Origin of the sequence: Cryobacterium sp. TmT2-59, assembly GCF_004403545.1 — a bacterium.
GTDB lineage: Bacteria > Actinomycetota > Actinomycetes > Actinomycetales > Microbacteriaceae > Cryobacterium > Cryobacterium shii.
Window position 1 is genome coordinate 23,123 of record NZ_SOGM01000045.1, and the last position, 15,018, is coordinate 38,140.

The 15,018-nt window shown below is 65.5% G+C and carries 18 protein-coding genes, 1 tRNA gene and 1 pseudogene; 15 read left to right on the plus strand and 5 right to left on the minus strand.

Annotated elements, in window-relative coordinates:
- Positions 1 to 15: 15 nt before the first annotated feature.
- Together E3T24_RS07700 and E3T24_RS07705 are read left to right on the plus strand one after the other, a co-directional pair.
- Complete coding sequence (locus E3T24_RS07700) at positions 16 to 1,086, plus strand: polyprenyl synthetase family protein (protein ID WP_134402809.1); 1,071 nt, start codon at positions 16 to 18, stop codon at positions 1,084 to 1,086.
- Between the two features lie 10 nt (positions 1,087 to 1,096).
- A complete protein-coding gene (locus E3T24_RS07705; RefSeq protein WP_134367027.1) occupies positions 1,097 to 2,482 on the plus strand; it encodes an FAD-dependent oxidoreductase in 1,386 nt (461 codons plus the stop codon).
- 196 nt (positions 2,483 to 2,678) lie between these two features.
- Here the strand turns inward: E3T24_RS07705 and E3T24_RS07710 are convergent, their stop codons facing one another.
- From E3T24_RS07710 to E3T24_RS07720, 3 genes are all read right to left on the minus strand, one after another.
- Positions 2,679 to 3,167, minus strand: a complete 489-nt coding sequence (locus tag E3T24_RS07710; RefSeq protein ID WP_104170455.1) for a YajQ family cyclic di-GMP-binding protein — start codon at positions 3,165 to 3,167, stop codon at positions 2,679 to 2,681.
- 104 nt (positions 3,168 to 3,271) lie between these two features.
- The gene (locus E3T24_RS07715) at positions 3,272 to 3,520 is read right to left on the minus strand and encodes an SCO4226 family nickel-binding protein (RefSeq protein ID WP_134367028.1); all 249 of its coding nucleotides are present in this window, start codon (positions 3,518 to 3,520) and stop codon (positions 3,272 to 3,274) included.
- 135 nt (positions 3,521 to 3,655) lie between these two features.
- Entirely contained in the window at positions 3,656 to 4,672 is a 1,017-nt protein-coding gene (locus tag E3T24_RS07720) for a LacI family DNA-binding transcriptional regulator (protein ID WP_160141084.1), read from the minus strand.
- Between the two features lie 157 nt (positions 4,673 to 4,829).
- Here E3T24_RS07720 and E3T24_RS07725 point away from each other — a divergent pair.
- Positions 4,830 to 4,911: transfer RNA gene (locus tag E3T24_RS07725), tRNA-Tyr, on the plus strand.
- A gap of 49 nt (positions 4,912 to 4,960) precedes the next feature.
- Here E3T24_RS07725 and E3T24_RS07730 read toward each other — a convergent pair.
- A complete protein-coding gene (locus E3T24_RS07730) occupies positions 4,961 to 6,085 on the minus strand; it encodes a site-specific integrase (RefSeq protein WP_134434485.1) in 1,125 nt (374 codons plus the stop codon).
- A gap of 204 nt (positions 6,086 to 6,289) precedes the next feature.
- Between E3T24_RS07730 and E3T24_RS07735 the strand changes: the two genes are divergently transcribed.
- Positions 6,290 to 6,475 (plus strand): hypothetical protein, encoded by a 186-nt coding sequence (locus tag E3T24_RS07735; protein ID WP_134434486.1) that lies wholly within the window; start codon positions 6,290 to 6,292, stop codon positions 6,473 to 6,475.
- Positions 6,476 to 6,515: 40 nt separating this feature from the next.
- Here E3T24_RS07735 and E3T24_RS07740 read toward each other — a convergent pair whose 3' ends face one another.
- Positions 6,516 to 7,163 (minus strand): helix-turn-helix transcriptional regulator, encoded by a 648-nt coding sequence (locus E3T24_RS07740; protein WP_134434487.1) that lies wholly within the window; start codon positions 7,161 to 7,163, stop codon positions 6,516 to 6,518.
- 88 nt (positions 7,164 to 7,251) lie between these two features.
- Here E3T24_RS07740 and E3T24_RS07745 point away from each other — a divergent pair, with 88 nt between their 5' ends.
- The 11 genes and pseudogenes from E3T24_RS07745 to E3T24_RS07785 all read left to right on the plus strand — a co-directional run.
- Entirely contained in the window at positions 7,252 to 7,470 is a 219-nt protein-coding gene (locus tag E3T24_RS07745; protein ID WP_241978649.1) for a hypothetical protein, read from the plus strand.
- Between the two features lie 83 nt (positions 7,471 to 7,553).
- On the plus strand, positions 7,554 to 8,027 hold the full coding sequence (locus E3T24_RS07750; protein ID WP_134434488.1) for a helix-turn-helix transcriptional regulator: 474 nt from the start codon (positions 7,554 to 7,556) through the stop codon (positions 8,025 to 8,027).
- Positions 8,024 to 8,353: a hypothetical protein gene (locus E3T24_RS07755; RefSeq protein WP_134434489.1), complete on the plus strand. Its 330-nt coding sequence runs from the start codon at positions 8,024 to 8,026 to the stop codon at positions 8,351 to 8,353. Before E3T24_RS07750 ends, E3T24_RS07755 begins: the two co-directional genes overlap by 4 nt.
- A 9-nt stretch (positions 8,354 to 8,362) precedes the next feature.
- Positions 8,363 to 8,932, plus strand: coding sequence for a hypothetical protein (locus E3T24_RS07760; protein WP_134434490.1), 570 nt, complete (start codon positions 8,363 to 8,365; stop codon positions 8,930 to 8,932).
- Entirely contained in the window at positions 8,932 to 9,246 is a 315-nt protein-coding gene (locus E3T24_RS17310) for a hypothetical protein (protein ID WP_166789186.1), read from the plus strand. The genes E3T24_RS07760 and E3T24_RS17310 overlap by 1 nt, the downstream gene beginning before the upstream one ends.
- On the plus strand, positions 9,243 to 9,671 hold the full coding sequence (locus E3T24_RS17315; protein ID WP_166789187.1) for a helix-turn-helix domain-containing protein: 429 nt from the start codon (positions 9,243 to 9,245) through the stop codon (positions 9,669 to 9,671). The genes E3T24_RS17310 and E3T24_RS17315 overlap by 4 nt, the downstream gene beginning before the upstream one ends.
- A complete protein-coding gene (locus tag E3T24_RS07765; RefSeq protein ID WP_166789188.1) occupies positions 9,668 to 10,831 on the plus strand; it encodes a phage major capsid protein in 1,164 nt (387 codons plus the stop codon). The genes E3T24_RS17315 and E3T24_RS07765 overlap by 4 nt, the downstream gene beginning before the upstream one ends.
- Positions 10,832 to 10,845: 14 nt before the next feature.
- Entirely contained in the window at positions 10,846 to 12,348 is a 1,503-nt protein-coding gene (locus tag E3T24_RS07770) for a hypothetical protein (protein ID WP_134434492.1), read from the plus strand.
- Between the two features lie 516 nt (positions 12,349 to 12,864).
- Positions 12,865 to 13,230, plus strand: a complete 366-nt coding sequence (locus tag E3T24_RS07775; protein ID WP_134434493.1) for an HIRAN domain-containing protein — start codon at positions 12,865 to 12,867, stop codon at positions 13,228 to 13,230.
- A gap of 270 nt (positions 13,231 to 13,500) precedes the next feature.
- A complete protein-coding gene (locus tag E3T24_RS07780) occupies positions 13,501 to 14,337 on the plus strand; it encodes an inositol monophosphatase family protein (RefSeq protein WP_134367032.1) in 837 nt (278 codons plus the stop codon).
- Between the two features lie 312 nt (positions 14,338 to 14,649).
- Positions 14,650 to 15,018, plus strand: a pseudogene (locus tag E3T24_RS07785) (hypothetical protein); the annotation flags it as partial.

Genomic DNA, 15,018 nt, shown 5'->3' on the forward strand with positions numbered 1-15,018 from the left:
CGATAGGCTGACAGAGTGAAACCGAGCCTCCCCCTGTTCCGTCGCGGCTCCTCCGTGACGAGCCAGCTCGGCCTCAGCGACCGGATCTTCTCGAGCGCGAAGGACCGTGGCCTGGCCGCCGGCATCGACGCCGGCCTCGAGCAGGTCGAGGCGAGCCTGCTCGGCGAAATCGTCTTCACGGATGAGATCGCCAACGTCACCACCCGCTACCTGCTGAACGCGGGCGGCAAGCGCGTGCGCCCGATGCTCGCCCTGCTCACCGCGCACCTCGGCAACGGCAATCTCGCCGACGTGGTGACCGCGGCGACGGCCATCGAGATCACCCACCTGGCCTCGCTGTACCACGACGATGTGATGGATGACGCGGACCAGCGCCGCGGTGTGCCGAGCGCCCAAATCGTCTGGGGCAACTCGGTCGCCATCCTGACCGGGGACCTGCTCTTCGCCCGCGCCAACCAGCTGATGGCACGGCTGGGAGAGCGGGCCATCCGTTTGCAGTCCGACACCTTCGAACGACTCGTGCTCGGCCAGCTGCACGAAACGGTCGGCCCGCGCGCCGACGAAGACGCCGTCGAGCACTACATCCAGGTGCTCGCCGACAAGACCGGGTCCCTGATCGCCTGCGCCGCGCAGGCCGGGATCATCTTCTCGGACGCGCCGGACGAATTCGAGCAGCCGGTGATCCAATTCGGCGAGCGGATCGGCGTCGCCTTCCAGCTCATCGACGATGTGCTCGACCTCTCGCCCCAGCCGCTGGAGACCGGCAAGGTGCCCGGCACCGACCTGCGCGCCGGCGTCGCGACGCTGCCGCTGCTGCGCCTGCGCGAGCGGGCCCAGCACGATGCGGCGGCCGCGGCACTGCTCGAACGCCTCGAACGGGACGTGATGACCAGCAACAGCGCCGTCTCCGAGGCCGCCGACTCGGCGATCACCGCCCTGCGCGAGCACGACGTGACCGCCCAGACCCTCTCCGAGGCGCACGGCTGGGCCCACGACGCCGTCGAGGCGCTCGCCCCCCTGCCCGACGGCTCGGTCAAGAAGGCCCTCACCCGTTTCGCCGACACGATCGTGGAACGATCCAGTTAGAAAGGCTCCCATGACCAAGTTGCGATTGGCCATTGTCGGCGCGGGACCCGCGGGGATCTATGCCGCCGACATCCTGCTCAAGGCGGAACGGAACTTCGACGTCTCGATCGACCTGTTCGACCACCTGCCGGCGCCCTACGGGCTCGTCCGCTACGGCGTCGCCCCCGACCACCCCCGCATCAAGGGCATCATCACCGCCCTGCGCGATGTGCTCGACCGCGGCGACATCCGCGTCTTCGGCAATGTGCGGTTCGGCATCGACATCACCCTCGACGACCTGAAGAAGCACTACAACGCCGTCATCTTCGCGACCGGCGCCGTGCACGACGCCGACCTGAGTATCCCGGGCATCGACCTGGAGGGCTCCTACGGCGCCGCCCGGTTCGTGAGCTGGTTCGACGGCCACCCCGACGTGCCCCGCACCTGGCCGTTGGAGGCGAAGGAGGTCGCCGTGATCGGCAACGGCAACGTGGCGCTGGACGTCTCGCGCATTCTGGCCAAGCACGCCGACGATCTGCTGAGCACCGAGATCCCGGCCAATGTGTACGAGGGCCTGAAGGCCTCGCCGGTGACGGATGTGCACGTGTTCGGCCGTCGCGGACCGACCTCGGTCAAGTTCACGCCACTGGAACTGCGGGAGCTGGGCGAGCTGCGCGACGTCGACATCGTCGTCCACGACGAGGACTTCGACTACGACGATGCCGCCCGCGACGCCGTCGCCAGCAACAAGCAGGTCTTCGTGATCGACAAGATCCTGAACAAATGGCGCGAGCGTCCGGCGGGCACCGCCAGCCGCCGGCTGCACCTGCACTTCTTCGCCAAGCCCCTCGAGATCGTCGACGACGGCACCGGCCGGGTCGGGGCCATCCGCTTCGAGCGCACGGCCCCCGACGGGCAGGGCGGCGTCGTCGGCACCGGCGAGATCCGCGAACTGCCGATCCAGGCCGTGTACCGCGCCGTCGGCTACTTCGGGTCGCCCCTGCCGGGCGTGCCGTTCGACAAGAAGCACGGCGTGATCCCCAACCGGGAGGGCCAGGTGCTCTGGAAGGGTGACCCGTCGTTCGGTTCGAAGGGCGCCAACACGCAGATGTACGGCGTCTACGCCACCGGCTGGATCAAGCGCGGCCCGGTCGGGCTGATCGGCCACACCAAGTCCGACGCCATGGAGACCGTGCGTCACCTGATCAACGACCTCGGAAACTGGTGGCGCCCGGAGTCCCACTCCGAGGAGAGCATCGTCGAACTGCTCGACGAGCGCGGCATCCAGTACACGAACCTCGACGGCTGGCACCGGCTCGACCAGCATGAGCTCGCGCTCGGCGCCGCAGAGGGCCGCGTGCGCGTCAAGGTCGTGCCGCGTGACGAGATGGTCGAGATCTCCCGCGGCGAGGGCTGACCCGCTCCTAACGAATTCGACGGAGATCCTGCGGTAAAAACACCCTCTTCGGGGTTTTCGGGCCGCAATCGGCAAAATCTCCGTCGAATTGGTGAGCGCGGCGGCGGGGGTGGGGCGCCGGCGGGCCGGAGGTGGCGGGTGGCGGTGGCCGGGTGCCCGGTGCCGGGGCGGCGAGAGGAGGGCGGCGGCTCGGTGGCTAGCGGAAGTTGACGAACTGCAGGGCGACGTCGAGGTCCTTGCCCTTGAGCAGGGCCATCGTGGCCTGCAGGTCGTCGCGGCTCTTCGAGCTGACCCGCAGCTCGTCGCCCTGGATCTGGCTCTTGACGCCCTTGGGGCCCTCGTCCCGGATGATTTTGTTGATCTTCTTCGCGTTCTCCTGGTCGATGCCGGCCTTCATCGAGGCCTCGATCCGGAATTCCTTGCCGGAGGCGAAGGGATCGCCGGCGTCGAGGCTGCGCAGCGAGATGCCGCGCTTGATCAGCTTCGACTCGAACACCTCGAGGATCGCCTTGACCCGCTCCTCGGAGTTGGCCTTCATGAGCACCTTCTCCCCGCTCATCTCGATCGAGGCGCCGACGTTCTTGAAGTCGTAGCGCTGCGCGACCTCTTTATGCGCCTGGTTGAGGGCGTTGTCGACCTCCATCGGGTCGACCTTGCTGACGATGTCGAACGTTGAGTCTGCCATGCCTGCAATAGTACCCAGTGGGCGACTATTCGCCCGGTCGGGCCGCGCTCGAAGGCGCGGCCCGACTCGGCTGGCGGCGCGGGTGACGCGAAAACTGGCTGGCCTCAGACCTCGACAGCGAGTTCGTAGACCTCCCCTGTCGGGTGGCCGGCCTTCTCGTGGACACGCATGACCGCCTCCTTCGAGGGCCCGGTGGACAAGCAGAACACCTTGCCCGACTCGGGATCAAGCCAGGCTTTCTCGAAGGTCATGCCCTCCTCGTCCTGAATCGCGACGTCGGCCGCGTGCGCTTCGGCCAGCTGTTCCTTTGTGACCCCGACGAATCCGTCGTGCACGTCCATGAATCGTGGCATTTGATGCAACCTTTCTCTCGTGTTGGGCCCAGCGTGTGCAGATGCGACGAGTCAAGCATCGGTTGTTCCACTGATCAAGGCGAGAGGGCGGGTTCCGGACTGACCGGATGGCCCGCGAGCGTTGGACTGCCGGGGTTATTCGCCGGGCCGGGCGGTGGTCGAGCGCACGACGAGCTCGAACGGCATCGGGGTGTTCAGGGACGACAACCGGTTCTGGCCGGGGCGCAGCCGGTCCAGCAGGATCTCCACGGCCTTCTCTCCCTGCCCCTGCGGGAACTGCGCGATCGTGGTCAGACCGAAGAACTCGGCGAGATCGTAATCGTCGACCCCGATCACGGAGACGTCCCGCGGCACGACGAGGCCCAGGTCGCGGGCGGCGAGGATGCTGCCGATCGCCATCTCATCGGACGCCGCGACGATCGCGGTCGGCCGGTCGTAGGGGCTGCCCAGGAGCTGCTTGGCCGCCTGGTACCCGCCGCCCATGGTGAAGTCAGCGGCCTGGAAGAGGGCCGGGTCCGGCACGACGCCGGCCTCGGCCAGGGCCTGTTCGTAACCGACCCTCCGGTTCGTCGGCAGGTGGAAGTCCAGGTCGAGGTCCTTGTTGCCGCCGATGTGGGCGATGCGGGTATGGCCGAGAGCGAGGAGATGCTCGGTCGCGAGCCGCGCGATGGCGACGTCGTCGACGGTCAGGGTACGCACGCCCTCGATCGGGCCGCCGATGCCGACGAGCGGCTTCTGCAGCGCATGCAGGCGGGCCACCTCGTCCTCGGTGAGTTCGAGCGAAATGGCGATCACGGCATCCACTCTCTGGCGCAGCAGGAAGTGCTCGAACACGCTGCGGCGCTCGGCCTCTCCGCCGGTGAGACTGTAGAGGGTGAGGTCGTAGCCGCCCCGCAGCAGGGCCTTCTGGGCGCCCTCGACGACGCTGGAGAAGAACCAGCGGTTGAGGAACGGAACCACGACGCCGATGTTCTTCATCCGGCCCGACGCGAGGCTCGAGGCGGTGGAGGAGACGACATAGCCCAGCTCATCGGCCGAGGCTTCCACCTTGAGCCGGGTCGACGGGGATACATGCCCGTTGCCGCTCAGGGCGCGCGAAACGGTGGCGGTGGAGACTCCCGCGTGCCGAGCAACCTCGTCGATGCCGACCATTGGGTTCCTTAAGTAAGTGACAAACAGGCCTTCTCTGATCTTATCCACCAGCCGATCAGTGCCGGGTGCGGGGGCTGATTTCTTACTGGGGACAAAAACCTTGTATTCTATTCGAGCGCCTCCGGTCACGTGTTCTTCATATGGTCGGGTGCGCATTGGCAAGTTACCCAAGTGGCCAAAGGGATCTGACTGTAAATCAGCCGTCTTAGACTTCGGGGGTTCGAATCCCTCACTTGCCACAGCCACTTACCCCCGGAAACCCTGTGTTTCCGGGGGTTTTCGCGTCCCTCAGGCCTCTTTCCCCCACGAGAACCCCACAACTGTTTCAGCACGCACCGCATCCATCCGCTCGGAAACCGCGTCGAGGTCGTCGTCGAACAGGTCCGCGTAGGTGTCGAGCGTCATCGCAGCGGAGGCGTGGCCGAGCATCCGCTGCACTGCCTTCACGTTCGCGCCGGCGCTGATCGCCAGGCTCGCCGCGGTGTGCCGGAGGTCGTGCGGCGTGATCGAGGGGAAGGTGGGGTCGTCCGCCTGACTGGCGCGCACGGCCTTGATGAACCATCCGCTCTGGTTCTGGGACCGGGGGAAGTGGACGTCACCCGCACCGAAGACCAGCTGTCCGCGGGTCTTCCCCTCGCACGCTCGAGCGAGCGGCACTGACAGGAACTTCGGAAATGGGACGCTCCTGTTCTCGTGCGTCTTGGGCGTGCCGACTTCGACGTGGCTGCCGATGAGTACGGCGTTCTCCTCAATGAGCATCCGGCGCCGGAGGGTGTCGAGAGACGAGACCCGCAGGCCGATCGCCTCGCCCCAGCGGAGGCCCGTGTAGGCGAGCAGGTAGACCAACGTCGCAGCCTCGCCGGCGTGCATCGCGAGGAGCTCCACCTGGGTGGACGTGAGGTAGGCGCGCTTCTTCTTCCCCTTGCGCGGGAGCTTCACACCGCGGGCCGGATTCGTGGAGATCCGCTTGTCGAGCACGGCGACATCGAGGATCGCGGCCAACACACCGAAAGCACGGATCACGACGCTCGCTGAACGTGGCTTTCCTCCGTTGGCCGTCATCCTCGTCACCCATGACACAACCTCGGAGTGTCGGATTTCTCCGATGCGTCTGTGGCCCCACTCTGGCTCCACGTGCACGCGCCAGCCGCTCTCGACGACGCGGAAGGCTGAAGGCTTGAGGTGCGACTGATTGCCGATCCACTCAACGCCGAGGTCGTGGATTGTCACCTTGGCCGTTCGTGGGTCGACGTACTCGCCGCGGTTCGTCGCGACCGTGATGTCGGCGAGGTAGCCCTCAGCATCCTTCCTACGCGCGAAGCCGCCCTTTTCGCGCGACTTCCGGTCTGGGTCGCGGTACTTGACGACGTACCGGACTCCGGCCTTGGTGGTGTATTTCTCGATGCTGCCCATGTTGTGCTCCGTTGTTCGTAGCTGCCGGGTGGCCGCTACTTCTAAGCCATGCGGCGGATTCGGGGTGGGTGCCTAGAAGGGCGCCGATCGGGCAATTTCTGCGGTTCGTCGATTTCCGCCGCATGGCCACTTAGTAGGACCGAACATCGGTCTCTCCGAAGGTGACCGCACGGTCGCGGCCGGACCCTTGACCGAAAGAACACCATGCCCGTCTACCTCACCCCCGACCAGGTTGTCCTGATGCTGCCCGGAGTCTCCCGTGGCCAGCTCGCACAGCTCCGCTTTCACGGCAAGGGTCCGAAGTACCGCAAGCCGACCCCCAAGACGGTTCTCTACGTTGAGTCCGAAGTGGTCGCGTGGGTGGAGAGCACCATGTGCGGCGGGGTCTAACGGGTAGAGGCCGTCTGCGGATGTCTCGGAAGCGTGGAGGCTACCCAAGACGATCAGAGCCCAGATCGACATCCAGCCATGGGCCCTCCGCCCAGCTCAGGTCCATCGTCTTAGTGATGTTTTTGAGCGTGTGATATGAATCTTGCGCTTGTTGGGCGAGCTGATAGACCTGATTCTCTGCCCATTCGTTCGGATTGTGATAGGTCAGGTACTCGTCCCCTTCAGGCGACGTGGCCGTGTACTGAATCACTTCTTGTTTGATCTGACTTGCTTGGTAGGCATCGGGGAATTCGCGCACAGCTTCGACAAGTCGTTCGATTTGCGTCATGACATTGCCTATCCACAAGCCGAGGCTGGTCCTCGTTCCGCCCTCCTCGCGCATCGTGAGCCACTCCACCAGCTCCCAATTCGTCATCTGCGAAACGGCCTCACTTGCTCCGGGGATTCTCGCTCTGTCAAACGGCTGATTGATGGGGACCACGAGCGCGACAGGCGGGATTCCAAGCGCCTTGGATATGTCGAGCAGCTGCATGACGGATAGGTCCGCTTTCCGCCCGCTCTCGACGTTCTGGATCGTGGACTTCGTTATGGCGGGGTTGGCAATGGCGGCGGCCAGCTCCTCGGCTGTCTTGAAGCCTGCCGCTCTTCGATAGCCGGCGACTCGCCGCCCAATTGGTTCAATTGTCATTTCGACAGTTTACACGCGAATGTGTTTGTGTAAACGACGATGGGTGCTATTGTAATTAATGCGACCACAAACACTCATAATTGTCGCAATGAAGATTGGAACCGAGATGACAAAGTACCTTTCGCCCGAGCAGGTCTGCGAGATCGTCCCCGGCCTCACGAAGGGTGGGCTGGCGCAGCTCCGCTTCACGGGCAAGGGCCCGCGATACCGCAAGCCGACACCCAAGACCGTCGTTTACCTCGAATCCGAGGTCATCGCCTGGATTGAAGGGTCGGCACGGATCGGGACCGCGCTCGAGGCGGTCTAGTGCCGAGCAAAGAAAAAGCCGCCGCGCCTGGCAGGGCAACGACGGCAGCGACATTCACCGAACCACGAAGTAAGGGAACAATCATGTTCGAACGTACCACCGTAACGACCACCACCGACAGGGGCTGGAATGCTCAGGCGTGGATCGAGGCGCACCCCAACTGGGCCGACGAGCCCGTGTCCGCCATCATTCGGGCAGGCTTCACCGCGCAGGAACTCGACGGCCTCTTCGACCGCCTGAAGCCCGCTCACGCCCTCGCCGTCCTGAGGGAGTCCGCCGGGCTGACTGTCGAGGACGTGGCCGACCTCGCCGGCATCTCGCCCAACTACCTCGCCCGGATCGAAAATGGGGATACGCAGCCCACGCCCGCACTCGCCGGGCACGTCTCCGCCGTGATCGCTCGCGACCTCAGCGGGGCAGCCGTCCCGATCGTCGCCACCGCGGCCGGCTTCATCGTGCAGCCCGACAGCCTGCTGATGAAGTCCCTTTGCAATGCCGACAACGGGTCGAGTGTCGATCGTGGCCGCTACCTGATCAACGATGGAGCGGCACTGTGATCCTCCACCTCGTCGCGGCCAACAATGGCCCGTTCATCTACCTCGACGCGCGAGAGGACTACTTGAGCCCCGCGGACGCCCGCAGGCTCGGGACTCGACTTCACTGTCTGGCCGCCGAGGCCGATCCTCCCGTTGCAGAAGACGACGAACCGATCCTGTACGCCGTCAAGGGGATGTCTGGCGCCGACGAGTGCATCCAGGTCGTGTCCGAGGAATGGGGCGCACGCATCCCGATGACTCCCACCGAGGCTCGAAAGCTGGCGATCAAGCTGATCGAGCTGGCGCACAAGATCGAGCACCCGACCACCGCTTCCGAGTGGCCGTAAGGAGCACCCATGACCGACTCACGACTTCCCGAGCGCTACCTGAACGATAGGCGGATCAATCGGCTGAGCGCCGAGCACTTCCGGTCCTACGTCATGGCGACGCTGTGGAGCGTGTCCAATCGCACGGACGGCGTGCTGACCGACCAGGACTTGACCCTGATCCCCGGCTTCAGCATGACGGCACCCGCAGCGTTCGAGGCCGCCGAGCTCTGGGCGGGGCGATCGGGTGAATGGACCATCGAGGACTTCGCTGCCACGCAGACAAGCCGGCACGACCTCGAGACACTGGACAACGCCCGACGTGCCGACCGCGACAAGAAGCGACGACAGCGAGCCGAGCGAAAGCCAGACGGACCCACCTTCACCCCTAGTCCCGGGGATGATCCCGGGGACGTGTCCCGGGGGACAGCACAGGATAGGACAGGACAGGCAAGGCAAGGACAGGCTGAGTACTTAGAGCCTTCAGGTCTTGACGAAACCGAGACTGTGAACGAGCAGACGGGGGAAGTCACTGACGCTGCACCTCGGTATGCGTACGTCACCGAGAACGGCAAGACTCGCCGCGTCAGGGCTGCCTGATGGGCGTCCTGTTGGAGTGGCCGACCGTGGAGCCTGGCCGGCCCTACCGGTGGCTGCTGTCACTCGACCTCGACAAGCCTGCCCCCACGTGTGCCAAGCATCGGGAGCGCACGAACGGGCTCGGCATCTGCTACCCGTGCGTCTCTGAGTGGCGCGCCTCGCTGGGGGCCGACCCCGACGAGTGGACGGACTGTCGCATCTGCCTGTATCCGTTGCACCCTGCAGCTGAGGTCGGCGGCTTCGACACCTGCCCCAGTTGTGACATGTCACCGATTGAACGCATGGATGACCTCGAGAAGGGGCCGACGCCGTGACACGCGCACAAGCTCGACCCGCTGAGCATTACATCCACGCTGGGGGCGGCGTCATCGTCGTCCCCGCGCGGGTGTGCGCGTACCTGAACCGGTACGCCGGCCTCGACACGTTCAGGCGCACCAATGTCGGCATCGACGCGGAGGTCGACGCGCTGCTTGTCGCGTTCCATATCGCTGAGAACGCCTGGCTTAAGTCCGTCACCGGCACCCCTACAGCAGCACCGCCGGAACTCCCTGCATCCTCAGAATGGCTCTCAACAACGATCGTTGCAGCTCTACTCGGAATGACAGATCGGGGCGTTCGCACAGCGATCGCCGCGGGACGACTCCAAGCCGAATCTGTCGCCGGCCGCTACCGAATCAGCCGAGAAGCCCTCAACCATTTCCGGCAGGGCCGCAAGCAACTACCCAAGGAGACACCGTGAACTACAAGACCGAGCTGCTCGAGAAGAAGAAAGCCGCCCTCACCGCGGCCGAGCGGCTGCTGACCGCAGCACGCACCGAGAACCGCAACCTCAGCGTCGCGGAAGACCAGGACTACAAGCGCCACACCGACGACATCCGCGCACTCAACCAGCGGATCGACCAGACCGACAGCGACGCTCGCAGCAACGCCATGTCGGAGGCCGCATTCCTGACTCTCGGAAGCGACAACCGCAACGACCGCCCCGTGTTCGGTGAAGTCCGCGCCGCGTCCCTCGTCCCCTCCCGCGCCGAGTACCAGGAGCTCGCGACCGAACAGCGCGCACTCGGCAGCTCGTCGGCCGGCGTGCTGCTCACCACGGCAAGCGCGAACCAGTGGTTCGATCGGCTCCGTGCCAAGAGCGTCTTTCTGACCTCCGGCCCGCGGTTCGTCACCATTTCCGAGCACGCCGAGCGCTACCCCGTCATCAGCTCCAGCGTGACCGTGGGAGCCCGCAACGACACCGACGCGATCGCGCCCAGCGACCCCGGCCTCACGTCCGTCACGCTCGAGCCTGTGTCCTACGCGGCCATGACCCTGGTTGCCAATGAGGTTCTCGCCGACAGCAACGGGCAGGCGCGAGAGATCGTTTCCGCCGACCTGCTGCGTCAGGCCGCGTCCAAGATCGAGGGCGACCTGTTCACCGGCACGGGCGCCGCATCGCCCAAGCGGATCTACGGGCTGCTCACCGCGTCCGGTACTCAGACCCTCGCCGCCGCGGGTACGCTGACCATTGACAAGCTGCTGACCGTGCAGTCCAACCTCGAGGCCGCCGGAGCCGACCGCAGCCGCATCGCGTTCTACCTCAACCCGGCCGGCTGGGCTTCGATCCGCGGCATCAAGGACACCACGGGCCGCTACCTGCTCATGCCCGACCTCGCCAACGCGGACAAGCCGACACTGTTCGGCTCGCCGGTCTACGTCACGGCGAACATGCCCGCGGCCAACGCTCTGGCCGTCGACCTCGACCAGGTGATCGTGGGAGTCGGTGAAGACGTGAACCTCGCCTACTCCGAGGACTACGCCTTCAACACCAACTCGACCGCGATCCGCCTCACCACTCGCATCGACTTGGGCGTCATCAACGCCCTCGCCGTGCACAAGATCACCGGCATCGTCTAGGTCGGTGGATCCCAGTGGCTAGTAAGACTCTGACGTTCGACATTTTCGGGCGCGACAAGACAGCATCCAAGGCGATAAAGGGCATTGGTGATGCGGCAGACAGCATGGGCTCGAAGCTGGGGAAAATGGCCTCAGCGATCGGGTTAGCGTTCGCAGCCAAGGCGGTCGTGGATTTTGGCATCGACTCGGTGAAGGCGTTCGCTGAGGCGCAGACCGCACAGGCGAAACTGGCTGACGCGTTCTCCCGGTTCCCGAAGCTGGCCGATACGAACATCGACAAGCTCGGAAAACTGAACTCGGCCCTTGCGAAGAAGACCCGGTTTGACGATGACGCGGCCTCGTCGGGCCAGGCCGTCTTGGCCCAGTTCGGGCTGACGGGGGCACAGCTTGAGAAGCTGACGCCGCTGCTACAGGACTATGCGGCGAAGACGGGTAAGGACTTGCCGACTGCTGCCGAGGGGCTCGGCAAGGCGCTCCTCGGTCAGGGGCGCTCGCTGAAAGACATTGGTGTCGACTTCACGGACACAGGGACTCTCGCGGGAAACTTCGACTCAATCGTGGGGTCGCTCTCGGACAAGGTTGGCGGTTTTGCTGAGAAGGAGGGCGCAAGCGCGGCGGGCCAGCTTGAGATCCTGAAGAACAGGTTCGGCGAGATCCAGGAGAAGATCGGCGAGTCGCTGATGCCGGCGCTTGACGACCTGGCAACGCTGGTCGAAGAAGACATCATGCCGGCCGTGGAGGACTTCAGCACATGGTTTGTGGATGACGGGCTACCCGCGCTCAAGGACTTTTCCAGCTTCATTCGGACAGATGTGGTTCCGGTTTTTGAAAGCATGAATTCCACGTATTGGGAGAAGGTTCAGCCAGCGCTCTACGACTTCGGGTACCAGCTCGGCGAGCAGGGCCTCAATGTCACCACCTTCGGCGAAACAAACCGGACCACTTTTGACAAGATCCGGGCCGCAGTCGACACGGTGCATCCCGCGGTGGTCAGGATGCAGGACGGGTTCATTACGGGTGTTGCCGTTTCGATGGGGACAGTTCTGAGCATTCCTGGGCGCATCAGTGGCGTGTTCGCAACTGCTGGCGATCTGCTGCACACCGCAGGCGTGAACATCATGGCCGGCCTCGGCCGTGGAATCATCGCTGGGATCGGCAGCATGAAGGGCGGGCTGAACACGGCGATCGGCATCATCAACGATGCCATCAGCGGCGTGAACACGGTCGGCGCTGCACTGTCCAAGGCGACGGGCGGCAAGCTCAACATTCAGGTCGGAAAAATCCCAATGCTCGCCACGGGTGGAACGGCGCTTACGGCGGGCATGGCGCTTGTTGGTGAGCGTGGCCCTGAGCTGCTGCACCTGCCCAAGGGCGCGTCCGTCATTCCGCTCGACCGCGTAGGCACCACGTCGGCCGGCAACTCGGGCGGCAACATCTGGCACATCTCAAGTCCTGCGGATCCGCTCGCCGTCGCGCACGCGGTGCTCCGCAGACAGAACGCATTGGGGGCGGTGTGATGTCGACGGATGAGATCACTGTCGTGCTGGCCGCGCACATGATCAACGGCATCGCCTAACCCCTCGTGAGTGCCGCCTGCACCCCCTCCCGGTGCAGGCGGTACCACCAACACAGCTTGCGTCAACCTCACCGCCCAGGACTCGTGCAGCGCGACACGCACACGAACACCGAGGACCAACGGAATGGATGGCCGGATAGCGCATTTCCTTTCATGCGCAATGACCCGACCAGCGCATCGAGTGTCCGCAGTCGAAGACGACCGCGACACACTCACACAGTGAACAGCCCTCGACCTCACCAGGCCGGGGGCTTTCCTGTTTTGTGGATCAACCCTCTGACCCGGCATTTATTTTAAAGAAACGGGGATACGGACGACCGCCCTCTCTTCCTTTTTTCTCCCCCCGGGACGCACCGAGGGGGTCGCGCGCGAGAATGCCAGCCCGGCGCCCCTCGGACTGGGACAGGCGGGACGCCCCCGACCCTTGCGATCATCTAGTCAAACGGGGGAGCACACCATGGGATTCTTTAGCCGCAAGCGCACAGTGAACTACTTGCCGAACGCAACGGACACGATGCCCGTGGCCGGAGTGAGCTACCGGCAGCCGGCCATTCGTGGCAGCGGAATCGGCCCGTTCCAGCTCATGGCAGACCCGGGCAACGAGTACGACAAGAACGCGGTCGCCGTCTATCAGGACAAGCGACACGTGGGCTTCCTGCCTGCCGACGATGCGAGGCTGTGGAGTCGCCTGGTCAAGAAGCTGTCCAAGGAAGGCACCGAGGTCTGGGTTCACGGGGACGTGCGTCAAGACGGCAGCAACCGGTGGATCCTGCTCAACGTCCCGCCGGAGGCTCAAGTGCGAGCTTGGCTCAAGGGAGCCTAGGGGAGAACGAGCCGGTGTCCGAACTGATCAGGGGCACGACGGATGCCGTGCGAGAGCTGGTCTTCGCGCAGCTGCCCGCAGTGTCGACGGTCTAGCCCCACAGAAACCCCACAACTCCCCACAATTCAAACGTGATCTAAGAATCGAAGCACCCTCAAAACCCTTGATATTCCGGGGTTGTGCTGAGATTCCCGCGTCATTCCGGGGCTGTTTAGCGGGTTCGAATCCCTCACTTGCCACTCTTTCTTCCGCACGCCGTAGCGTTGAGCCATGACAACTCCTGGCTCAACCGAATTGCTGCGTCTCGCCCAGGACGCCGCGCTCGCCGCGGGGGAGCTGGCCGCCCGGCGCCGAGCCGAGGGCGTTCAGATCGCCGCGTCCAAGTCGTCCCCGGAAGACATCGTCACGAAGGCGGACCGGGAGACGGAAACGCTCATCCGCCGGCTGCTGGCCGCGGCGCGGCCGGATGACGGATTCTTCGGCGAGGAGTCGGAGGCGACGCCGGGCACATCCGGGCTCACCTGGGTGGTCGACCCGATCGACGGCACCGTCAACTACCTCTACCGGATCCCCGCCTGGGCGGTCAGCATCGCCGTCGTCGAGGGAGACCCCGATCCGGCCACGTGGCGAACGCTCGCCGGTGCGGTGCGGAACCCGTCCGGCGACGAGCTGTTCAGCGCGTCCGTCGGCGCCGGCGCCTGGCTGGGCGAGAGCCGGCTGCGGGTGCCGACCGCGGCGCCGGTGCCGCTGGCCTTGCTGGGCACCGGATTCTCTTACCGGGCGGACGAGCGGCTGCGGCAGGCGGACGTGGTGCGGGGCCTGATCGGCCGGGTGCGGGACATCCGTCGCATCGGCGCCGCGTCGCTCGACCTGTGCTCGGTGGCGGCGGGCCGTCTGGACCTCTACTACGAGCGCGGGCTCAAGCCCTGGGATCACGCGGCGGGCGCGCTGGTGGCCCGGGAGGCCGGGGCCCGCGTCGGCGGCTTCGGGGCGGACCGGGAGGGAATCGACCTGGTGATCGCGGGCGCCCCTGACCTCTACTCGGCGCTCGAGCCGATCCTGGCCGACCTGTTCGGCGAGTTCATGGATGGCGACCGGCGGCCCTGACCGGTAGCGCCCGGCACCCCTCCCAGCCCCGGAAAGACGGGGGAGGTGAGCCGTCTCGACGGCTCGTGGGCAGGCGGTCGAGACGGATGCTTGCCCCCCCGCTTTCGGGTGTCATTCCGTCTCGCGGAATGGGTGATTCGGCCTTCTGTTGGTAGCGTGTAGTGATTCGTTACTTTTGCAGTGGCCGAAAAGACTACTGTGACTCCGCCCCCGCGCCGAAAGATCTGCCTTTTGCTCCCTCACTCTTCAACATCGGCTGCACCTTCGCCCGATGCGAGTGACCCCGCGAAGAAGCACCTTACGCGTCGCGAGTTGCGCGAACGCGATGCGCGCGATCGCGCGCGGGCGTCGCGCGAGGCTGTCGCTGCCGCGCCCCTCATCGCCGCACCGGTCGAGCTCGTCGAAGCCGCCGTTCCGGACGCTGAGCCGCTCGAGAGCGTGGAAGTCCCCGCTGCGGACGAGCTCGTGCCGGAACCGGCCATGGAAGCCGCCGCGCCCGGTGTCGAGCGACTGCAGGCTCCCGTTTCGGCCGTGACCACGGCAACGGCGATCCCCTTCCCCACCCGCGCCCAGCTGCGCGCCGACCAGCCCCGCGAGCGCCCGGCCCGGGTTCGCCGCGCCCCGGCCTCCGAACGTCTGGCTCCGGCGGCCCGCGCGCGGGCCGCCGGCTCGTCGACGTCG